The sequence below is a fragment of the Kitasatospora sp. NBC_01246 genome, assembly GCF_036226505.1.
Classification (GTDB): Bacteria; Actinomycetota; Actinomycetes; order Streptomycetales; family Streptomycetaceae; genus Kitasatospora.
In genome coordinates, this window is sequence record NZ_CP108484.1 from 6,881,392 (window position 1) to 6,899,869 (window position 18,478).

16 protein-coding genes are annotated in these 18,478 nt (G+C 75.2%); 8 read left to right on the top strand and 8 right to left on the bottom strand.

The features are described 5' to 3' along the window. The 3 genes from OG618_RS29180 to OG618_RS29190 form a co-directional block, all read right to left on the bottom strand. Entirely contained in the window at positions 1-939 is a 939-nt protein-coding gene (locus OG618_RS29180; RefSeq protein ID WP_329490543.1) for a DUF6895 family protein, read from the bottom strand. Beyond that, entirely contained in the window at positions 936-1,748 is an 813-nt protein-coding gene (locus OG618_RS29185) for a hypothetical protein (RefSeq protein ID WP_329490544.1), read from the bottom strand. The genes OG618_RS29180 and OG618_RS29185 overlap by 4 nt, the downstream gene beginning before the upstream one ends. Before the next feature lie 94 nt (positions 1,749-1,842). After that, positions 1,843-2,031 carry a hypothetical protein gene (locus OG618_RS29190; RefSeq protein ID WP_329490545.1) on the bottom strand — a complete coding sequence of 63 codons (189 nt, stop codon included), beginning with the start codon at positions 2,029-2,031 and terminating at the stop codon, positions 1,843-1,845. A gap of 188 nt (positions 2,032-2,219) precedes the next feature. On the opposite strand from OG618_RS29190, the gene OG618_RS29195 reads away from it, so the two are divergent. Then, positions 2,220-2,993, top strand: a complete 774-nt coding sequence (locus tag OG618_RS29195; RefSeq protein WP_329490546.1) for an SDR family NAD(P)-dependent oxidoreductase — start codon at positions 2,220-2,222, stop codon at positions 2,991-2,993. Between the two features lie 218 nt (positions 2,994-3,211). After that, positions 3,212-5,029, top strand: a complete 1,818-nt coding sequence (locus OG618_RS29200) for an ABC transporter ATP-binding protein (protein WP_329490547.1) — start codon at positions 3,212-3,214, stop codon at positions 5,027-5,029. Between the two features lie 41 nt (positions 5,030-5,070). On the opposite strand, the gene OG618_RS29205 is transcribed toward OG618_RS29200, so the two are convergent. Continuing rightward, on the bottom strand, positions 5,071-5,739 hold the full coding sequence (locus OG618_RS29205; RefSeq protein ID WP_329490548.1) for a lysophospholipid acyltransferase family protein: 669 nt from the start codon (positions 5,737-5,739) through the stop codon (positions 5,071-5,073). Positions 5,740-5,976: 237 nt separating this feature from the next. On the opposite strand from OG618_RS29205, the gene OG618_RS29210 reads away from it, so the two are divergent. After that, the gene (locus OG618_RS29210; RefSeq protein WP_329490549.1) at positions 5,977-6,189 is read left to right on the top strand and encodes an EF-hand domain-containing protein; all 213 of its coding nucleotides are present in this window, start codon (positions 5,977-5,979) and stop codon (positions 6,187-6,189) included. 283 nt (positions 6,190-6,472) lie between these two features. Here the strand turns inward: OG618_RS29210 and OG618_RS29215 are convergent, their stop codons facing one another. After that, positions 6,473-8,671: a bifunctional glycosyltransferase/CDP-glycerol:glycerophosphate glycerophosphotransferase gene (locus OG618_RS29215; RefSeq protein WP_329490550.1), complete on the bottom strand. Its 2,199-nt coding sequence runs from the start codon at positions 8,669-8,671 to the stop codon at positions 6,473-6,475. 799 nt (positions 8,672-9,470) lie between these two features. Between OG618_RS29215 and OG618_RS29220 the strand changes: the two genes are divergently transcribed. Together OG618_RS29220 and OG618_RS29225 are read left to right on the top strand one after the other, a co-directional pair. Then, on the top strand, positions 9,471-9,737 hold the full coding sequence (locus OG618_RS29220) for a hypothetical protein (protein WP_329490551.1): 267 nt from the start codon (positions 9,471-9,473) through the stop codon (positions 9,735-9,737). A 252-nt stretch (positions 9,738-9,989) separates the two neighbouring features. Beyond that, entirely contained in the window at positions 9,990-10,427 is a 438-nt protein-coding gene (locus OG618_RS29225) for a YjbQ family protein (RefSeq protein ID WP_329490552.1), read from the top strand. A gap of 99 nt (positions 10,428-10,526) precedes the next feature. Here OG618_RS29225 and OG618_RS29230 read toward each other — a convergent pair whose 3' ends face one another. Further along, entirely contained in the window at positions 10,527-11,213 is a 687-nt protein-coding gene (locus OG618_RS29230; RefSeq protein ID WP_329490553.1) for a DUF1990 family protein, read from the bottom strand. A 252-nt stretch (positions 11,214-11,465) separates the two neighbouring features. Here OG618_RS29230 and OG618_RS29235 point away from each other — a divergent pair, with 252 nt between their 5' ends. Then, positions 11,466-11,687 (top strand): hypothetical protein, encoded by a 222-nt coding sequence (locus tag OG618_RS29235; RefSeq protein WP_329490554.1) that lies wholly within the window; start codon positions 11,466-11,468, stop codon positions 11,685-11,687. Positions 11,688-11,753: 66 nt separating this feature from the next. On the opposite strand, the gene OG618_RS29240 is transcribed toward OG618_RS29235, so the two are convergent. Together OG618_RS29240 and OG618_RS29245 are read right to left on the bottom strand one after the other, a co-directional pair. Continuing rightward, the gene (locus OG618_RS29240) at positions 11,754-14,804 is read right to left on the bottom strand and encodes an SMC family ATPase (protein ID WP_329490555.1); all 3,051 of its coding nucleotides are present in this window, start codon (positions 14,802-14,804) and stop codon (positions 11,754-11,756) included. Next, entirely contained in the window at positions 14,801-15,970 is a 1,170-nt protein-coding gene (locus tag OG618_RS29245) for an exonuclease SbcCD subunit D (protein ID WP_329490556.1), read from the bottom strand. Before OG618_RS29245 ends, OG618_RS29240 begins: the two co-directional genes overlap by 4 nt. A gap of 572 nt (positions 15,971-16,542) precedes the next feature. On the opposite strand from OG618_RS29245, the gene OG618_RS29250 reads away from it, so the two are divergent. Both OG618_RS29250 and OG618_RS29255 read left to right on the top strand, forming a co-directional pair. After that, positions 16,543-17,472, top strand: a complete 930-nt coding sequence (locus OG618_RS29250; RefSeq protein ID WP_329490557.1) for a hypothetical protein — start codon at positions 16,543-16,545, stop codon at positions 17,470-17,472. Positions 17,473-17,676: 204 nt separating this feature from the next. After that, positions 17,677-18,474 carry a hypothetical protein gene (locus OG618_RS29255; RefSeq protein ID WP_329490558.1) on the top strand — a complete coding sequence of 266 codons (798 nt, stop codon included), beginning with the start codon at positions 17,677-17,679 and terminating at the stop codon, positions 18,472-18,474. Positions 18,475-18,478 lie beyond the last annotated feature (4 nt).

The window sequence follows — 18,478 nt, forward strand, 5'->3', positions numbered from 1 at the left end:
TCAGGCCGCGACCGCGGCGCCGCCGAGTGCCCGCGACAGGGTGACGGTGCCAGCCACCACGGCGACGACGGCGGTGTGCTCGTGGTCGCGGAAGGCCTGCTCGGGGTCGTCCGAGACCGGCTCGGCGCTCTCGCGCGGGATCAGCCCGTCCTCGCGCTGGATCGCGGCCAGCGCCTCCCAGCCCTGCGTGCCGGTGACGGGCTCCCCGATGCACGAGTCGACCACCAGGAGTTCGCCGACGAGGTCCCACTGGCCGACCTCCAGCCAGGTGTCGACCCAGACCGGCAGCCAGTTGCGGACGTAGTCGCGCATCGGTTCGGGCATGCCCTCGGGCCGGGCACCCCAGTCGGTGAGGTGGAAGACGGCGTGGGTGATGTGGTAACCGGTCAGCCAGTCGATGGCCCAGGGTTCCGGTGTCGCGCCGAGCCAGGTCCGGGAGGTGAGGGCGTCCCAGTCGTCGGGCTGATTGCGCAGTCCGATCACCCGGCGCGCGTTGGCGAGGGCGAGCCGCCGGTTGGGCATCATCTCGATGGCCTGGATCCCGCGGACCTTCGTCAGGGACTCCAGGAGCTCCTCCAGCGGGGCGTGCCGGTAGCCGGACCGGGCGAAGTGGACGTACGTCTCCAGCGGGTCGGTCATCACGGGGTAGCGCAGCAGCCGCTCGTACAGGAGGTTCCCCTCCCGCAGTTGGGACCAGCCGAAGTCCAGGAGTTCGCGGGCGATGCGGGCGTCGTGGGGGCCGGTGACGCCGTCCCGCAGGACGAGTGACGCGGCGAGGGCGGACTCGGCGAGCGGCTTGTAGGCGTTGTTCGGATCGGCCAGGTCGATGGTGACGTCGTCGGGGAGCCGGCCGAAGCCGCGCTCGTGGCAGTCGTGCAGCCAGGCCATCGCACGCGATCCCAACTGCTGTGCGGAGGACAGGAGCTGGTTATCGGTCATGAAGCCGCTCCGCTCAGCAGGTGTTCGGCCACAGCGAGTTCGAGGGCGGTGCGCGCACTGCCGTCACCCACGGCCCGGATCCGGTCCAGCATGGGTTCGACCTCCAGGGGCAGCGGCCGTCCGTCGGCGGCGAGCCAGGCGAGCCATCTGGTCAGCCGGGCGGCGACCCGGTAGTCGCAGCGCAGCAGCGAACGGACGGCGCCGCGGGCCAGGGCGAGACCGTGCTCGCGGGCCGCGTCGTGCACGGGGCCGTCGAGGCCGGGGAGGGCGAGGGCGGACAGCTGGGCCATCCGGACCGACCAGGCCTGCCAGGCGTGGGGCTCCGGCCGCGGGGCGTGACCGGGGTGGGGCACGCCGCGGTCGTGCGCCGTGTCGCCGACCGGTTCGGGGAACAGGAGGTCGGCGGCGGGTCCGGGCGCCCGGGCGAGCAGCACGGTGGTGGCCCAGTCCCGCCACGCGGCGACGAGGACGGCACCGGCCGCCCGGTCGTCGTCGGCGGACCGGGCGGGGACGGGGAACCCCGGTTCGGTGGGCGCCGGAAAGCCGGCGAGGGGGAAGGCCCGGTGGGCTTCGGTCAGCAGCAGGACGGCCTGTTCGTCGGCCCCGGCCACGCCCAGCACCTGCGGTGCGAGCACGTCCGGCCCGAGCACCCGGGCGGCGGCGAGGACCGGACGCGGCGCGGGGCCGGTGTCGGGCGCGGCGGGCGCGACCGCGCCCTCGACGCCACGGAGGGCGTCGAGGGTGCGGCCTGCCAGCCGCTCCACCGCTGCGGCGTATTCGTCGCGGAGCGAGAGATCGACGGTTGGCATGGTGCGTACTTCTCCTTGAAGAGGGCTTCGCGGTGTCACGGGCCCGCTGTGCGCCCGCGGACTCCGCGCGGTGCCGGGTGCCGTCGGTCCCGAATTACCGGGTCTTCTCCTTCGGCGGCTTCGGCGACAGCAGCAGCGCTCCTGCCAGGAGCAGCAGGGCGGCGGCTTCGGGGCGGTACGTGGGCGCGTCGCTGACGGTCGCCTCGTCCTCCGTGATCAACATGCCTAGTGCGTCGAGCTCGGCCTGGGTGGCGAGCGTCGTCCGCGTGGTCTGAGTAAGCATCTGAGTGCCTCCTCATCGAAGTTCCATCGCCTGGTCCGGCGATGCCCCCTTCATCGACGATAGGAGCACGAACCATCCGGCGCCACCGCAGTACGCTCCGTGACCACCGTCACCGAGAGGTACCTCACCGGCGCGCAGTGAGAGCGCCCGGGGTGTCGCGGATACCCGCGAGTAGATACGGTCGCTGCATGACCACTGCCTTGATCACCGGCGCGACCGCCGGCATCGGAGCCGCGTTCGCCCGCCGGCTCGCCCGGAGCGGCTACCGGCTCGTCCTGGTGGCCCGGGACACCGAGCGGCTGGAGCGTGCGGCCGCCGACCTGCGGGCGAAGTTCGGCATCGACACCGAGGTGCTCACCGCGGACCTGGCCACCGAGGCCGGTATCGCGGCCGTCGAGACCCGGCTGGCCGACCCGGCCCACCCGGTGGACCTGCTCGTGAACAACGCCGGTTTCGGCAACAAGGGCGCCTTCCTGACCGTCCCGCTCCAGGACGAGCTGGACATGCTGAAGGTGCACGTCGAGGCGATCCTGCGGCTCACCACGGCGGCGCTGCCCGGCATGCGCGAGCGCGGCCGCGGCGCGATCGTCAACGTCGCCTCGGTGGCGGCGTTCCTGCCGCGCGGCACGTACGGGGCCAGCAAGGCGTGGGTGGTGAGCTTCACCCAGGGCGTGATGCGCGACCTCGGCGGCACCGGCGTGCGGCTGATGGCGCTCTGCCCGGGCTTCACCCACACCGAGTTCCACGAGCGGGCCGGCATGGGCACCGGCAACATCCCCTCCTGGGGCTGGCTGTCCGCCGAGCGGGTGGTCGCCGAGGCCATGCGGGACCTGGCGCGCGGCCGCTCGCTGTCCGTGCCGAGCAAGCGCTACAAGCTCGCGGTCGCGATCGCCCGGGTGCTGCCGTCGGGCAAGCTCGGCGGGGTCTCCTCGAAGGCGGCGCGGACGTACCGGACCGACTGACGTACCGGTTCGGCGGGCGGGGTCGGGCGGCGCCGGTCCCCCAGGGGCGGCCATGGAATAGGAACAGTCTCACTATTAGCTTAGCTAACTATGAGCTATCCTCGCTATGCCGGTGGCCGCCCGACCGCCGTGTCCACCACGCCCGCCACGCCCGCCGCAGCCCCCTGCGGCGCCGTGCCCGCCGCGCGCCCGCGCGTCCGACCCCAGGAGGCCCGCCCTTGAGGCCCGACGGCATCAGCTGGACCCCGCCCGCCCAGGCCGAGGGAGAGCCCCGCCCGCCGGCCCAGTGGCGCCGCATCCTCGCGCTGTTCCGCCCGTACTCCGGCCGGCTCACCGTGGTCGGTGTGCTGGTGGCGGCCTCCGCGGTCGTCTCGGTGGTCACGCCGTTCCTGCTGAAGGCCGTGCTGGACACCGCCATCCCGCAGGGCCGGACCGGCCTGCTCAGCCTGCTCGCGCTTGGCATGATCGCCGCCGCCGTGGTCAACAGCATCTTCAACGTGCTGCAGACGCTGATCTCCACCACCGTCGGCCAGCGCGTGATGCACGACCTGCGCACCGCCGTCTACGGCCACCTCCAGCGGATGTCGCTGGCGTTCTTCACCCGCACCCGCACCGGCGAGGTGCAGTCCAGGATCGCCAACGACATCGGCGGCATGCAGTCCACCGTGACCTCCACCGCCACCTCGCTGGTCTCCAACTTCACCAGCGTGATCGCCTCGGTGGTCGCGATGGTCGCGCTGGACTGGCGGCTCACCGTCGTCTCGCTGCTGCTCCTGCCGGTCTTCGTCTGGATCAGCCGCCGGGTCGGCAACGAGCGCAAGAAGATCACCGGTGAGCGGCAGAAGCAGCTCGCCGCGATGAGCTCGGCCGTGCAGGAGTCCCTCTCGGTCAGCGGCATCCTGCTCGGCCGCACCATGGGCCGCTCCGACTCGCTCGCCGCGGACTTCACCGGGCAGTCCGACCGGCTGGCCGAGCTGGAGGTGCGCTCCAGCATGGCCGGGCGCTGGCGGATGAACACCATCCAGATCGTGATGGCCGCGATGCCCGCGGTGATCTACTGGGCGGCCGGACTGGCCTCGGCCGGCGGTTCGCCGATCGTCTCGGTCGGCACCCTGGTCGCCTTCGTCTCGCTCCAGCAGGGCCTGTTCCGCCCGACCATCAGCCTGCTCTCCACCGGTGTCCAGGTGCAGACCTCGCTGGCGCTGTTCCAGCGGATCTTCGAGTACCTCGACCTCCCGGTGGAGATCGCCGAGCCCGAGCGGCCGACCGTCCTGGAGAAGATCCGCGGCGAGGTCCGCTTCGAGGGCGTCGAGTTCCGCTACGACCCCGAGCAGGAGCGGCCCACGCTCGCCGGGGTGGAGCTCAAGGTCCCGGCCGGCAGCTCGCTCGCCGTGGTCGGCGAGACCGGCTCCGGCAAGACCACGCTCAGCTACCTCGTCCCCCGCCTCTACGACGTCACCGGCGGCCGGGTGACGATCGACGGGGTGGACGTCCGCGAGCTCTCCTTCGACTCGCTGTCACGGGCGGTCGGCGTGGTCTCCCAGGAGACGTACCTCTTCCACGCCTCGGTCGCCGACAACCTGCGCTTCGCCAAGCCGGACGCCACCGACGAGGAACTCGTCGCCGCCGCCCGGGCCGCGCAGATCCACGACACCATCGCCGGACTCCCGGACGGCTACGCGACCCTGGTCGGGGAGCGCGGCTACCGCTTCTCGGGAGGGGAGAAGCAGCGTCTCGCGCTGGCCCGGACCGTTCTGCGCAACCCGCCCGTGCTGATCCTGGACGAGGCCACCAGCGCGCTGGACAACCGCACCGAGCAGGCCGTCCAGCAGGCCATCGACACCCTAGCGGCCGACCGCACCACCATCACCATCGCCCACCGGCTCTCCACCGTCCGGGCCGCCGACCGGATCGTCGTGCTGGACCGGGGCGAGGTCGTCGAACAGGGCACCCACGACGAACTGGTCGAGGCCGACGGCCGGTACGCGGCCCTGCTGCGCCGTGAGGCGCCGGTCCCGGTGCTCGAAAAGCGGTAGCCGTCGGGGCGGCCGGTCCGCGGCGCGGGCTCGGGTGACGGTCAGGCGGCCTTGGGGATCTCGTTGTAGGTCTCCGCGATCTCCTGGCCGGAGAGCTGCTGGATCGCCCGCATCACCTCGTCGGTGACCTGCCGGCGGGCCTTGAGCGACCGGGCCTGCCCGTGCAGTTCGTCGAAGTGCAGCGGCTCGCCGAAGCGGACCGTCACCTTGCGCAGGCGCGGGACGCGCTTGCCGATCGGCAGGATCTGGTCGGGCCCTTCCAGCGCCACCGGTACCACCGGGACGCCGGCGGTGAGGGCCAGCCAGGCCACGCCGGTCTTGCCGCGGTAGAGGCGACCGTCGAGCGAGCGGGTGCCCTCGGGGTAGATGCCGAAGGCCTTGCCGTCCTCCAGGATCTCCAGGGCCGACTCCAGCGAGGCCTGCGCGGAGCGGTAGGTGCCGCGCTCGACGGGCACCGCGCCGATCGCCTCGAAGAAGCCCTTGGAGAGCGCGCCCTTTATCCCGGTACCGGTGAAGTACTCGGCCTTGGCCAGGAAGTGCACCCGGCGCGGCGCGGTCAGCGGGATCACCACGCTGTCGATGAAGGAGAGGTGATTGCTGGCCAGGATCACGCCGCCCTTGCGCGGCACGTTCTCCAGGCCCTCGATGGTCGGCCGCCAGATCCCCCGCGCGAGCGGTTTCAGCACCAGCTTGGTGACGAGATCGAGCATGGTCCCTCCCAGGACGAGCACGCCCGAGACGAGCCCGGGCCTGAACAGACGACGATCGGCGTTCGTTCCCCGGCCGGGCCGGGATCAGACCCGCAGACTACGACACCCACCCCCGAGCCCGTCCACTCCCGGCAACCGTGGCGCTCACCACGGCCGGGTAGGGTACGGCCGTCGGAAACGCACATCAGCAGTCATGCGGATCATCGCAGGCATGCAGTTCCTCAGGAGGGGCCACCCATGGCAGACGTCGACACCATCCGCGCGGCGTTCGACAAGTACGACGTGAACGGCAACGGCCGGATCACCGCCGTCGAGTACGCGAAGGTCGCCCGCGAGCTCGGCGACCTGACCACGTCGATCTCGATGGCCGAGGCCATCATCAAGCAGATGGACACCAACCACGACGGCGAGCTGACCTTCGACGAGTTCCTCGCCGCGCGTCAGGGCTGAGCCGGCTTCGGGCCGAAGCCGGTACCGGACCGAAGCCCGTTCAGGGCCGAGTCCGTACCGGGCCGAGCCCGCATCGGGCGGGGCTCCGGTATTCCCGGGGTCCCGCCCGCCGCGTTCCCGGGCCGGTCGGTCCGGCCCGCCGCGTTCCCGGGCCGGTCGGTCCGGCCCGCCGCGTTCCCGGGCCGGTCGGTCCGGCCCGCCGCGTTCCCGGGCCGGTCGGTCCGGCCCGCCGCGTTCCCGGGCCGGTCGGTCCGGCCCTCCGGGCGGCCCGGCCGGCGCCTGCTCAGGCCCGGGTCGGGAACACCCGGCGGACCACCCGCTCACTCGCCCCGCCGTCGTCCCACGGGCAGAACCGTTCGCGGAACTTCGCCCGCGCCGCCGGCTCCGGGTCGCCGGCCAGCAGCGCCGAGGCCAGCCCGTCGGCATCCACCGTCACCGCGCCCGGCGGCTCCGCGAAGAGGTCGAAGTAGACGCCGCGCACCCGCCGGTACTCCTCCCAGTCCGGCGCGAAGACCACGATCGGCCGGTCCAGCACGGCGTAGTCGAACATCATCGAGGAGTAGTCGGTGACGAGGACGTCCGCCGCCAGGTAGAGGTCCTCCACGGTCGGGTGCGCCGAGACGTCCACGATCGCGGCCGCGTCCTCACCCGCCGCCAAGTCGCCCGGGCCCCCGGTGTGGAAGTAGTGCGTGCGCACCAGCAGCGTGAAGCCGGGGCCCAGCCGCCGGGCCAGCTCGCGGACGTCCAGCAGCGGGACGTACCCGCCCCGACCCTCGCGGTGCGTCGGCGCGTACAGCACCGCCGTGGTGTCCGGTGCCAGCCCGAACCGTTCGCGCATCGCCGCGACTTCGGCCGGCGTGCTGACGGCCAGCCGGTCGTTGCGCGGGTAGCCGGTGTCCAGCATCTCGTAGCGGCCGGGGAAGGCCCGGGCGAAGTGCTCGCTGGTGTGCGGGTTGGAGGAGACCAGGAAGTCCCAGCGGTCGACGGCCTCCAGCAGCCGGTCGAAGTCCATCCCGTCGGCGGCCACCGGGTGGTCCCGGAGGTCCATCCCCATCGCCTTCAGCGGCGTGCCGTGCTGCGTCTGGACGTGCACCGTCCCCGGCCGCTTCACCATCGTGCGCGGGAAGTTGACGTTGTTCACGAAGTACTTGGCGGTCGCCATCGCCTTCAGGTAGGCCGGTGTGTTGACGATCACGTAGGGCACCCCGGTCGGCAGCGTGGCCGCCTGCTTCCGGTTCTCCACCACCCACACGCCCCGTACGTCCGGGGCGAGTTCCCTGGCCTTCTCGTAGATCGCCGCCGGGCTGCACGCGTAACCCCGGTGCCAGTACGCCGCGTAGACCGCCAGGTGCTCGTCCAGCGGGAGCCGGCGGAACGCGTTGTACGCGGTGAAGCGGGCGCCGCTGCGCACCCCCTTCTTCACCGCCGGGGCGACGGCCCGCGCCCCCCGCTTGAGTTCGCGCGGCAGCCGGCCGGTGCGGCGCAGTTCCGCGTAGGCGACCCGGGCACCGCGCGCCGCCAGGCGGTACTGCACGCCGCGCAGGCCGCCGGGGAACTGGTAGCCGGCCGGGCGGTGGCGGGCGAAGTGCTCGGCGATCCGCCGGAAGAAGTCCTTGCGCAGCCCGGCCGGGACCAGCCCGGGGGTGTCGTGGACGGTCAGCGCCTGCTGGACGGTCCGCTCGAAGACGAGGGTGCGCAGGGTGTCCGGCACCGGGCGGCCGGGCCGGTCCGGGCGGTCCAGGAACGCGAAGATCGCGTCGTACTGGGCGAAGGCGTCGGCGTGCTTGGGGGAGGCGGTGCTGGTGATCGCGCCGGGGCGGCCGCGCCGGTAGAAGTAGCAGACCCGGTCGAGGTAGCGCAGCCGTCCGGCGGCCAGCAGGGCCGGGTAGGTGACCGAGATGTCCTCGTAGAAGCCGCGCCCGAAGGAGACGTCGAGGCCGAGCAGGAAGTCGCGGCGGAAGACCTTGTTCCACACCGACATCACGGTCCGGAACAGCGCGGGGTGGTCGGCGAGGGCGCAGCCGTCGGCCAGCGGCGAGCCGACCAGGACGTGGCGCCAGGGGTTCGGCTCGGTCCCGCCGTCGGGGTAGACGTGGGTGAAGTCGGTGACCAGGACGTCGGCCGGGGTCTCGCGGGCGCGTTCCTGCGCGAGCTCGTCGAGGAGCGCGGAGACGGTGCCGTCCGGCAGCCAGTCGTCGCTGTCGACGAACCAGACGTACTCGCCGCGCACCTCGGGGAGGGCGGCGGTCCGGGCGCCACCGAGACCCTGGTTCTCGGTGAGGTGCAGCACGCGCAACCGCGGGTCGTGGGCGGCGTACTCGTCCAGGATCGCGCCGCAGCGATCGGGGGAGAGGTCGTCGACCGCGATCACCTCGAAGCGCGACTCCCCGAGGGGAGTGGCTTCCAGGATCGAGTCGAGGCAGCGGGGCAGGTAGCGCTCGACTCCGTGGACCGGGAGCACGATGCTGAGGAGGACTGGCACGCTGGCCGAGTCTACCGAGCGCCGCCGGGGAGCGGATTCGCGCGGGGTCGGGGCACGGGGTGGGGGTGCGGTGCGCGGTGCCGGGCGGGGGCGCGGTGCGGGGGTGTGAGATGCGTCGCGGGAGCGTGGGGGCGGGCTTCGGTCCGGTGCCTCGCTACCGGGCCGTACCGGAGACCGTCCGCGGGCCCGGAACCGCCGGTGCCGGGCCCCGTACGGGGCGGCACCGGCAGCCTGGTGGCGGCCCGGCCGACCCTCACGGCCGGCCGCCCGTCCCAGCGCCTCCCGGGCCTGGCCACCGCAGCGTCGAGGTGGCCGGGCAGTGGCTCGGGGGAGCCGGAATTCTTCATCAGTCGAACGCACGATTGAGCGGTTCTTGAGCGGGATCCGTGTTCGCGCGGTCGATGAAGATATTGCTTGGAGGTTTCCCCCACGTCAATCCCTCGATTGTGTTCACTTTCTGAACTGTCTCTTCCGAGTGGTCGGTGGCGCTCCGGTGGCGTGCGGGGCGACCGCCGGTCGCGTCCGGGCCCCGCCGGTCGTGATCGACGGTGATCCCGCACGCCCGGCGCGTACCTCCCCGGCAAGCGCCGGGCGCGTACCCCCGAGGCACCCGTGACGCGCGGCCGGTCGTGCACCATCATTGATGCTCAGTCGTAACCGCTCCGGGCGGCCCCTGGTGCGGCGTCAGTTGACGCCGCACGATACGGTGGCAGCACACCAGGACGGTTGCGCGAAGGCCGTCTGTCACGGATAGTCTTCGCCTCACGGCCCTGGCGCCTCGTAGGGGTGGGAAAAACTGATGGAACACATGCAAGTGCGGTCCCGGCCCCGCGTGCCGGCGATCCAGTGCGGCGTCGGCGCGACCGGCCGTCGGATCGAGCGTCACCTGGCAGTGCTCGGCGCGCCCGCACTCCCGGCGGTGGACACCGCCGAGGCACTCGGGTTGATAAGGGAACTGACGCCGCGCGGCTCCAGTGCCCCGACCGAGCCGCGTCGCCATGCGCGGGTGTCGCTGCTGGCGCCGCTGCGCCGGCTGCGGCGGAGCCTGTTCGGCGGTCGCGGCTAGGGCCTCAAGCCCTCGCGCCCACCGGCATCCGACCCGGCGGACCTCAGGGACCGTCGGGTCTTCGGCGTACCCGGGGTCCTTCGGCCGACCTCGGGCTCCTTGGGTCCAAGCCCTTGGGCCCAAACCGGGCCCGTGGCCGGCCGCCCGGTCGGGAGCAGCCCGAAGTCCACCCTGCGGCCCCCTGCCCCCACCAGCACGGCGAGTCGGCGAGGCGGGCCCCGGTGCCCCCGGCGGTACGTGAGGATGGCGTTCATGGCGGACAACATCCACTCCACGCCCTTCCACACCACCACCTTCGAGATCACCACGGGCAGCCACGAGGTCGCCCTCGACATCACCGACCGCTGCGCCGAGTTCCTGAACGACCGGGCAGCCGGCCGTGACGGCCTGCTCAACGTCTTCGTGCCGCACGCCACGGCCGGAATCGCCGTGCTGGAGACCGGCTCGGGCAGCGACGACGACCTCCTCACGACGCTGCGCGAACTGCTTCCCGCCGACGACCGCTGGCGTCACCGGCACGGCAGCCCGGGTCACGGCCGCGACCACGTCGTCCCGGGCCTGGTCGCCCCGCACGCCACCCTGCCCGTGATCGGCGGCCAACTGGCGCTCGGCGTCTGGCAGTCCGTCGTCCTGATCGACACCAACCGAGACAACCCGCGCCGGACGGTCCGGCTCTCCTTCCTGGGCTGACCGGCCCGCACCCCGGCCCGGCCGTCCCGCCGGGGGCCTGTGGCGTGGCCTCCGGTGGGGTGGCCGGCTGCGGTCGTGGTCGGCGGGTCGGCGGGTCGGCTATCGGGTGGCTGCGCGGCCGTCGGTCCGGCCGGGGGCGGGGAGGATCGGTGCGGCCGTCGGCCCGGCCGTCCTGCCGGGGGCCTGTGGCGTGGCTTCCGGTGGGGTGGCCGCCCCGGTGGGGGAGGCCGCCGTGGCGACGGCGGCGAGGTAGCGCTCGATGGCCAGGTACTGGCAGAGCACCGCCACCGGGCGGCCGAGCCGCGCGTACCAGGAGGCGAGCCGGGCGAACGCGGTCACCTCGAACCAGACCTCGCCCGCGGTGTCCATGGTCACCAGGAACGCCTCCTCGCCGCACTCCGGGTGCCCGGGGAGGGTGCCGTAGGCGAAGCCGATCCGGTCCGGCTCGTCCACCGTCCACACCACCCGGCAGGGGATCACCAGCCGGGGCCGCCGCAGCCCGGGCAGGCTCAGCCGCAGCAGGATGGTCGCGCCCTCCTCGGCCGGCGCGTACGGATGGACGGCGAAGCCGCTGCCCAGCTGGCTGCCCCAGCCGAGTACGTACCGCCCGGCCCGCTCCAGGACGTCGGGACCGTGCCCGAGGTGGATCCGCCGCCGGAGCTGGGCGTAGCCCTCGGGGAGCCGGGCCTCGCGGGTGGCGCCCACCTCCGGGTAGGTCGGGGCGGCAGCGCGAGCGGCGAGCAACCGCCGGTGGAGCGAGGCGGGGGAGGCGGAGGAGGCGGGCATGCGCCTCACGGTAACCGGACCCGGCCGTCGGGACGGGGGGTGGGGGTGGCGGACGGGTCGCCCGTCCTGGCACTCGCGGCGCCTCGGGTCCGTCCGGCCGGGCCCGGGCGTCGCGGGTACCGGTTCGGTAGCTCCGCCCGCCCGGCCGCCGGTGCCTCGGCCTCGCCGGCGGGGCCGTCCGCCCAGCGCTCCGGGCCCGTCCGGCCGGGGCCGGCCTTGCCGAGGGGTGGGGGCGCGGAGTATCAAGGCCGCATGAGCGAAGCGGTGAAGAACGAAACGGACCCGGTCTGCGCACTCGCCCCCGGTGGCACCGGGCCGGAGGCCGCCCTGGCGCACGACCCGGAGCTGACCGGGCCGCGCGCGGACTGCGTGCTGTGCGGGGAGCCGACCGAACTGCCCGCCGACCACCCCGGTGTCACGCTCTGCCCGGTCTGCACCTGGCAGCAGGCGCAGCGGATCGCCTGCTCCGGCTGACGGAGCGCACCCGACCGGGCCCGGAGCGGCCGTGGCGCCCGGGCCCCGCGGTCCCCGGGCCTCCCCTCAGGCGTCCTCCCGCCCGGCGAGGGCGAGGGTGGAGCCCCGGCGGCCCTTGCGGACCATCAGCTGCGCCGGGATCCGGCTCCTCAGATCGGCGACGTGACTGACGATGCCGACCGCGCGGTCCCGCTCGCGCAGGCCGTCGAGGACGTCCATCACCTCTTCCAGTGCCTGCTCGTCCAGCGTGCCGAAACCCTCGTCGATGAAGAGCGTGTCCAGCGGCATGCCACCGGCCTCGTCGGTGACCACGTCGGCGAGACCGAGCGCCAGGGCGAGCGAGGCGAAGAAGCTCTCGCCGCCGGAGAGCGTCGAGGTGTCCCGCTCGGTGCCGGTCCAGGCGTCCACCACCCGCAGCGCGAGGCCCGAGCGCTTGTTGCCGGTGCCCCGGCCGTCGCTGTGGACCAGGGTGTACCGGCCGCCCGACATCCGTACCAGGCGGGCGCTCGCCGCCGCCGCCACCTGCTCCAGCCGGGCCGCCAGGACGTACGACTCCAGCCGCATCCGCAGCCGGTTCTCGGTGGAGGTGCCGGCGGCGACGGAGGCCAGCCGGTTGATCCGGGCGTACCGGTCCAGGGCCGGGGCCAGTGACGCGGCCAGCTCCGCCAGCTGCCGACCGATCCCGGCCAGTGCCGTGCAGCGCGCCTGCGCCGCCTCGTGGCCGGCGTGCGCCCGGCGGAGCCGGTCGGTGGCCGCCAGGAGGTCGGCCTGGGTGCCGGGCAGATCGGCCGGCGGGCGGCCGGCGGCCTCGGCCAGCTCGGGCCGGGCCAGCTCCCGCTCCGCCGCGGCCAGTGCCGAGCGGTGCCGGGTCAGCCGGGCCTCCAGCCGCTCGCGTTCCTCCCGGGGTAGCAGGACGGCCGTCGCCTCCTCCGGGCTCGGGAACCCGGCCGCGACGGCTGCCCCGGCCAGCTCGTCCTCGGCCTTCTTCCGTTGCAGCGCCGCGTCCGTGCAGGCCCGGGCCGCTCCGGCGAGTGCCGCCACGCTCCCGGCGAGGCCGGCCAGCGCCGAGGCCCGGGCGGACACCGACGCCGCGTCGCCCCGGGCCGCGGTCACCCGGCGGGTCAGCTCCTCCTGCTCGCTGCCGAGGGTCTGGATCCGGGCGGTCAGGGCGGCGGTGCGCTCACCGGCGTCGCGCAGTGCGGCGAGCTGGCGGGCCTGGTCCTGGGCCAGGCGTTCCAGCTCCCGGGTGACCGGGTCGAGGCCCTCCGCGGCCCGCAGCGCCTCGCGGTGCTCGCGCTCCAGCGCGCCCAGCGCCTCGGCCAGGGCCGCGACGCTCTCCGGCCCGGCCGCCCCGGCGGCGGTCGCCTCGCTCACCCGCAGGCCCGCCAGCTCCCGCTCGGCGGTGTCGGCCGCCTGCTCGGCCCGCGCCTGGGCGGTCCGGGCGGCGTCCTCCTCCTCCGCGCCGACCTGGCCGCTCGCCGGGAGGGCCGGCTCCGGGTGCTCGGGCGATCCGCAGACCCGGCAGGCCTCGCCCGACCGCAGCTGCGCCGCCAGCTCGGCGGCCATGCCGGTCAGTCGGCGCTCGCGGACGTTCTGGCTGTGCTCGCGGGCGTCGAGCGCCTCGGTGCGCAGGGTGAGCGCCCGGGGCTCGGCCACGGCGATCGATGCCCGCAGCTCGTCCCGGCGGCGGGCGGCGGCCAGCCGCCCGGCCAGCTCGGCCTGCCGGACGTCCAGCTGCTCGACCCGGGCACCCGCGGCCCGGGCGGCGGACTGCTCCTCCTGGAGCGTGGCGAGCCGGCCGTCGAAGTCGGCCAGCCAGTCGGCGGCCTCCTCGGCCAGCTCCTCGGCGCGCCGCCGGTCGGCCTCCAGCGACGCCTGCTCGCGGCGGAACTCCGCACAGCGCCGCTCCTCGGCCCGGGCCGTCTCCAGCCGGACCACCTCGGCCCGCAGCCGGTGCTCGGCCGCCGCCAGCTCCTCGGCCTCCGCGCGGGCCAGCGCCGGGCCCTCGCCGTCCGGGGCGCCGGCCAGCGCGGCGCGCTGGCGGCGCTCCTCCTCGTGGGCCGCCCGGTGGGCGGCCTCGGCGGCTTCGCGCAGGTGCAGCAGCGACTCCACCCCGACGGCCGCCCGGGCGGCCGTCAGCCTGGCGGAGTCACGCTCCATCGCCGGTGCGCCCTCGGCGAGGCGGGCCGCCTCCAGGGCGGCCTCGCGGTGGCGGCGCTGCCGACCGGCCAGCTCCTCCGCGTTCCCCCGGTCCGCCTGGGCCCGGCGATGGCCGGCCTCGGCGCCGGCCAGCGCGGCCTCGGCGACGGCGAGCTGCTCGGCGGCGCCGCCGCGCAGGATCGCGGCCCAGCCGAGCACCCCGGCGGTGAGGTCCGCGGCGGCGTGCGCCGACTCCTCCTCGGCGGGCACCCAGCCGGCGGCGGGCTCGGCCTGCGGACCGGCCGCCTGCTCGGCCTTGCTGGCCAAGTCCCGCAGGCGCCGGCGGCCGGACTGGACGGCGGCCTCCTGGGAACGCCGCTGCTCGGCCAGCCAGGCCTCGACGTGCTGGAACCGCTCGGTGTCGAACAGTCGCCTGAGCAGCTTGCCGCGCTCCTCGGAGTCGCCGCGCAGGAAGCGGGCGAAGTCCCCCTGCGGGAGCAGCACCACCTGGCAGAACTGCTCCCGGCTCATCCCGATCTGCCGGTGGATCTCCTCCCCGGCCTCCTGGTGCGACTTGCTGACCGCCCGCCAGCCCGGCGTGCCGTCGCCGCTGTCGGCGGCCCACTCGCGCAGCAGCGTCTGGGCGCGTTCGACGGTCGTCCCCCGGCCGACCTTCTTGGGGCGCAGTTGCTCGGGCAGCCGGGTGATCTCCAACCGCCGCCCGCCGAGCGTCAGCTCCAGCCGGACCTGGGTGAGCCGCAGCGGTTCGGCGTGGTCGCTGCGCAGCCGGCTGGCCCGCCTGGCGCCGGGCACCTCGCCGTAGAGGGCGAAGCAGACGGCGTCCAGCACACTGCTCTTGCCCGCGCCGGTGGCCCCGCGCAGCAGGAAGAGACCGCCGGAGGCGAGCGCGTCGAAGTCCACCGTCTCGGTGCCGGCGAACGGTCCGAAGGCGGTGACGGTGAGGCTGTGGAGTCTCATCGGGGCAGCTCCGCCTTGCGGTCGTCGCTCTCCCGGACGGTCTCGAAGCCCTCGCGCAGCCAGCCGAGCTCGTCCGCGTCCGGCTCGGCGCCGGGGCGCACGTGCCGCAGGAAGCCCTCGGCGATCTCCAGGTCCGCCCGGCCGCTGACCCGGGCCGCGTACGAGGGGGAGGCGGTGGCCTCGCTCTCCTCGGGATCGAAGAGCAGCTGCAGGGTGTGCGGGAAGCGCCGGCGCAGCTGCTCCATCGGCTCGGCCGGTCGGCCGGGGTCGGTCAGGGTGGCCTGGACCCAGGACCGCTCGTGCTCGGCGTGCTCCGGGGCGGTCAGCAGCTGGTCGAGGCGGCCGCGCAGGCGGGCCAGCGGTCGCGGCCGCGGGCAGTCGATCCGCTCGGCGGCGACCGAGCCGTCCGCCGCGAGGTCGACCAGCCACATGGTCTTGCGGTGGGTGGCCTCGGAGAAGGAGTAGGCGAGCGGCGAGCCGCTGTAGCGAAGGTGCGGGGCGAGCGTCTGGCAGCCGTGCAGGTGGCCCAGCGCGGCGTAGTCCACCCCGTCGAAGACGGACGCTGGGACGGAGGCGACTCCGCCGACCGCGATGTCCCGCTCGCTGTCGCTGGGTGCGCCGCCGGTGACGAAGGCGTGTGCCAGCACCACCGACCTGGTGCCCGCGGGGCGGCTCGCGAGGTCGGCCCGGACGGCGTCCATCGCCGCGCCGAGCACCGCCGCGTGGCCGCCGCGCGCCAGCCCGAAGCGCTCCCGGACCAGCGTCGGCTCCAGGTAGGGCAGTCCGTAGACGGCGACCGGCCCGTGCTCGTCGGCCAGCAGGACCGGCACCGCGCACTCGCCCGGGTCGGTCCGCAGGTGGACGCCGGCCCGGCCGATCAGGCCCGCGCCCACCCCGAGCCGGCGGGCCGAGTCGTGGTTGCCGCTGATGAACACCGTCGGCACGCCCAGGTCGGCCAGCCGGTGCAGCACGTCGTCGAACAGGGCGACCGCCTCCAGACCGGGCAGCGCGCGGTCGTACACGTCGCCGGCGACGAGCACGGCGTCGACGCGCTCGGCCCGGACCACCGCCACGAGGTGGTCCAGGAAGGCGCGCTGGGCGTCGTGCAGGCTCTCCCGGTGGAAGGAGCGCCCGAGATGCCAGTCGGAGGTATGCAGCAGTCGCATGGTCCCCGACCATAACGTCCGGCACTGACAACGCGGGCCGGATCGGCCGTCACACCCGTCCTCGGGGGCTCCGGCCGATCGCTCAGGGTGCGTTGTCAGTGACGGTGTGTATGTTCTCGATCGCCGGCCGCTCCGAGCCCGGGGCGGCGGCACGAGCCCCTGGGAGGACCCATGTCCGTGCTGTCCCCGTATGACGACGGCCGCCGCGCGGTCGGGTCCATCCTGCCCGGATCCGTGCCCGTGCCTGTCCTGTCGGCGTCCGCCGTGCCTGAGCCGGTCGGGCGGGACCGGCCCGGGCGCCCGGCGGCCGGTGGGCGCGCCCGGCGCGCGATGCGGCGCGTGGCAGCTGCGGGAGCGCCGCCGCCGGCGCGTGTTCGGTCCGGGCCGGGGCCGGGCGGCCCGTTCGCTGCGGCGGCCCGCCCGGTGGTCCCTCCGGCGGTCCGCCGGGTGGCCCCTCGTCGGGCGGCCGGGGCGGTGGCCGCGGCCCGGGGGGTCGGGCGGCCGGTGGGGGAGGCGGGGTCGGGCCGGGCGGCCCCGGCGTCCGGGCGCGGCAGCGGGGCGGCTCGCGCGGTGTGCCGCCGCAGCCGGTGGCGCTGGCGCTGGCCGTCCACGCCGCCGACTTCGCCGAGCTGGCCCGGCTCGGGCTGTTCGGCCCGCTCGGCTTCCGGGACTACCTGTGGCGGACGCAGGCCCGGCTCCGGGCCCTGCGCGGGCAGGGCATCGAGGTGCACCTGAGGGTGTTCGAGCCGGCCGACTACCGGGACTACTGCGAGGCCTTCGGCCTCGACCCCGGATCGGCGGCGGCACGCGTCGCCTACGCGGCCGACCCCGAGCTGGCCGGCGAGCCCTTCGTCTACGGCGGGGAGCAGCTGACCGAGCTGCTCCCGGTCCTGGTCGACGACCACCTGGCCCGGGTGCGGATCTCGATCGCCTGCGCCGCGCTGCTGGACGCGGTCGGCGACGGCCCGTCCGGGCAGTCGCGGCTGGTGGCGGTGATGCACCACGTCACCGGGGTGTACCTGGCGCTGGCCGAGGGCGCCGGGGAGGGCGGCCACCTGCTGACCCTGCGCTGCCACGGCCCGGAGGACGGCGAGCACCTCACCGCCGCGGCGGACGTGCGCGGCGACGGCGGGCGGGTCCTCCTCGGCGGCCGGGACGCCGAGGCGTTCTGCGCCACCCTGGCGGCGGGGGTGGCACTCGGCGGCGCGGGCGCCCTCCTGCTGCACGGGGACCCTGCGGCGCCCGGTGGTCCGGTGGTGCGCGGCTGGGCCCTGGCGGCCGGCCGGCTGAGGCCGATGACCGCCCGGGAGGTGGTCGACGCGCTCGCCGACGATGCCGCGCTGGGGGTGCCGTTCCCGCCCGGAGCCGTACCGCTGCCCGGCTTCCCGCTGCCCGCCGCGCCGCCGCCGGGGGCCGCGCCGCCCTCCGGCGCGCCGCCGTGGCCCGGCGGGGCGTCGGACCCCGGCGACCGGGGTCCGGAGGGGGGTGGGCCGCTGGGCTGACCACCCGGGTGAGGCCTCCGTGTCCACCAAGCGGCGCTGGGGACTGTTCATCGACCGCCTGTTCGGGGAAGATTTCGGGGAAGATCAACAGGAGAAGCGCGCGGTGCCCCACACCGCCGCCTCCGCCGCTCCGCCCTGTACCGCGCACGCAGGTCCTCCCCGCGCACCGTCGGTCCGGCGAGCCCGACACCGAAAGGGGGACGCATGAGCCGGATCGAGTACAGCGCGGAGATCGCCGAGCTGCTGGGCAAGGTGCGGCGGCGTCCCACGGCGGGCTGGCCGTGGCGGCCGGGCGAGCGGGTGCCGGCCGGGCTCTCGGTGAAGCAGTCGTGGGGCTGGCTCTTCGCGCCCGACGGCCGGGTGCTGACCCTGGTCAACCCCAAGGACGGCATCGTCTCGCTCCCCGGCGGTTCGCTGGAGCCCGAGGACGACGGCGACCCGGGCTCCGCCCTGGCCCGCGAGGCGGCCGAGGAGGCCCAGGCGGTGATCGGCACGCCCCACTACCTCGGCTACCTGTACGACCGGGTCGGCTCGGCGAACGGTGGCCACGAGTGCGCCCGGGTCCGGATGGCGGCCGCTTTGCGGGCCGTCGGTCCCAGCGCGGCGGACCCGGCGTCGGGGCGGCACTACCGGCGGCTGCTCGTGGCGCCCGGTCTCGCGGTCGAGCTGCTCGGCTGGGGTGAACCGGGGCTGCGCCAGGCGCGGGCGGCGGTCGCGGCGGGCGTCCGGTGGCTCGGGGTTCCCTCGGCCGCCAACGAGGCGATCGAGGAGCTGCCGGCCGAGGGCTGCGAGGTCTTCCCCGGCGCCGCCCACCCGGGCCCGGCGCCCCTCCGGCTGAGCGCCGCCACGGGTGACCCGGGCCCGGGCTCGGGGTTCGGCGCGGGCCCCGGCGCGGGCCCACGCCCCGGTCCGGGTGCCGGAGCCGCCCCCGCCGACGCCCCCGGCCCCGACGCCCCCCGCCCCGCCTCTCCCGCCCCCGGCCGTCGTGCGAGCGGGGGGTGACCGA

What these genes read in the sequence shown, in the direction of transcription:
- OG618_RS29180 (WP_329490543.1), bottom strand. Translation starts at nt 939, where the DNA reads ATGACCGATAACCAGCTCCTGTCCTCCGCACAGCAGTTGGGATCGCGT.
- OG618_RS29185 (WP_329490544.1), bottom strand. Translation starts at nt 1,748, where the DNA reads ATGCCAACCGTCGATCTCTCGCTCCGCGACGAATACGCCGCAGCGGTG.
- OG618_RS29190 (WP_329490545.1), bottom strand. Translation starts at nt 2,031, where the DNA reads ATGCTTACTCAGACCACGCGGACGACGCTCGCCACCCAGGCCGAGCTC.
- OG618_RS29195 (WP_329490546.1), top strand. Translation starts at nt 2,220, where the DNA reads ATGACCACTGCCTTGATCACCGGCGCGACCGCCGGCATCGGAGCCGCG.
- OG618_RS29205 (WP_329490548.1), bottom strand. Translation starts at nt 5,739, where the DNA reads ATGCTCGATCTCGTCACCAAGCTGGTGCTGAAACCGCTCGCGCGGGGG.
- OG618_RS29210 (WP_329490549.1), top strand. Translation starts at nt 5,977, where the DNA reads ATGGCAGACGTCGACACCATCCGCGCGGCGTTCGACAAGTACGACGTG.
- OG618_RS29220 (WP_329490551.1), top strand. Translation starts at nt 9,471, where the DNA reads ATGGAACACATGCAAGTGCGGTCCCGGCCCCGCGTGCCGGCGATCCAG.
- OG618_RS29225 (WP_329490552.1), top strand. Translation starts at nt 9,990, where the DNA reads ATGGCGGACAACATCCACTCCACGCCCTTCCACACCACCACCTTCGAG.
- OG618_RS29230 (WP_329490553.1), bottom strand. Translation starts at nt 11,213, where the DNA reads ATGCCCGCCTCCTCCGCCTCCCCCGCCTCGCTCCACCGGCGGTTGCTC.
- OG618_RS29235 (WP_329490554.1), top strand. Translation starts at nt 11,466, where the DNA reads ATGAGCGAAGCGGTGAAGAACGAAACGGACCCGGTCTGCGCACTCGCC.
- OG618_RS29240 (WP_329490555.1), bottom strand. Translation starts at nt 14,804, where the DNA reads ATGAGACTCCACAGCCTCACCGTCACCGCCTTCGGACCGTTCGCCGGC.
- OG618_RS29245 (WP_329490556.1), bottom strand. Translation starts at nt 15,970, where the DNA reads ATGCGACTGCTGCATACCTCCGACTGGCATCTCGGGCGCTCCTTCCAC.
- OG618_RS29255 (WP_329490558.1), top strand. Translation starts at nt 17,677, where the DNA reads ATGAGCCGGATCGAGTACAGCGCGGAGATCGCCGAGCTGCTGGGCAAG.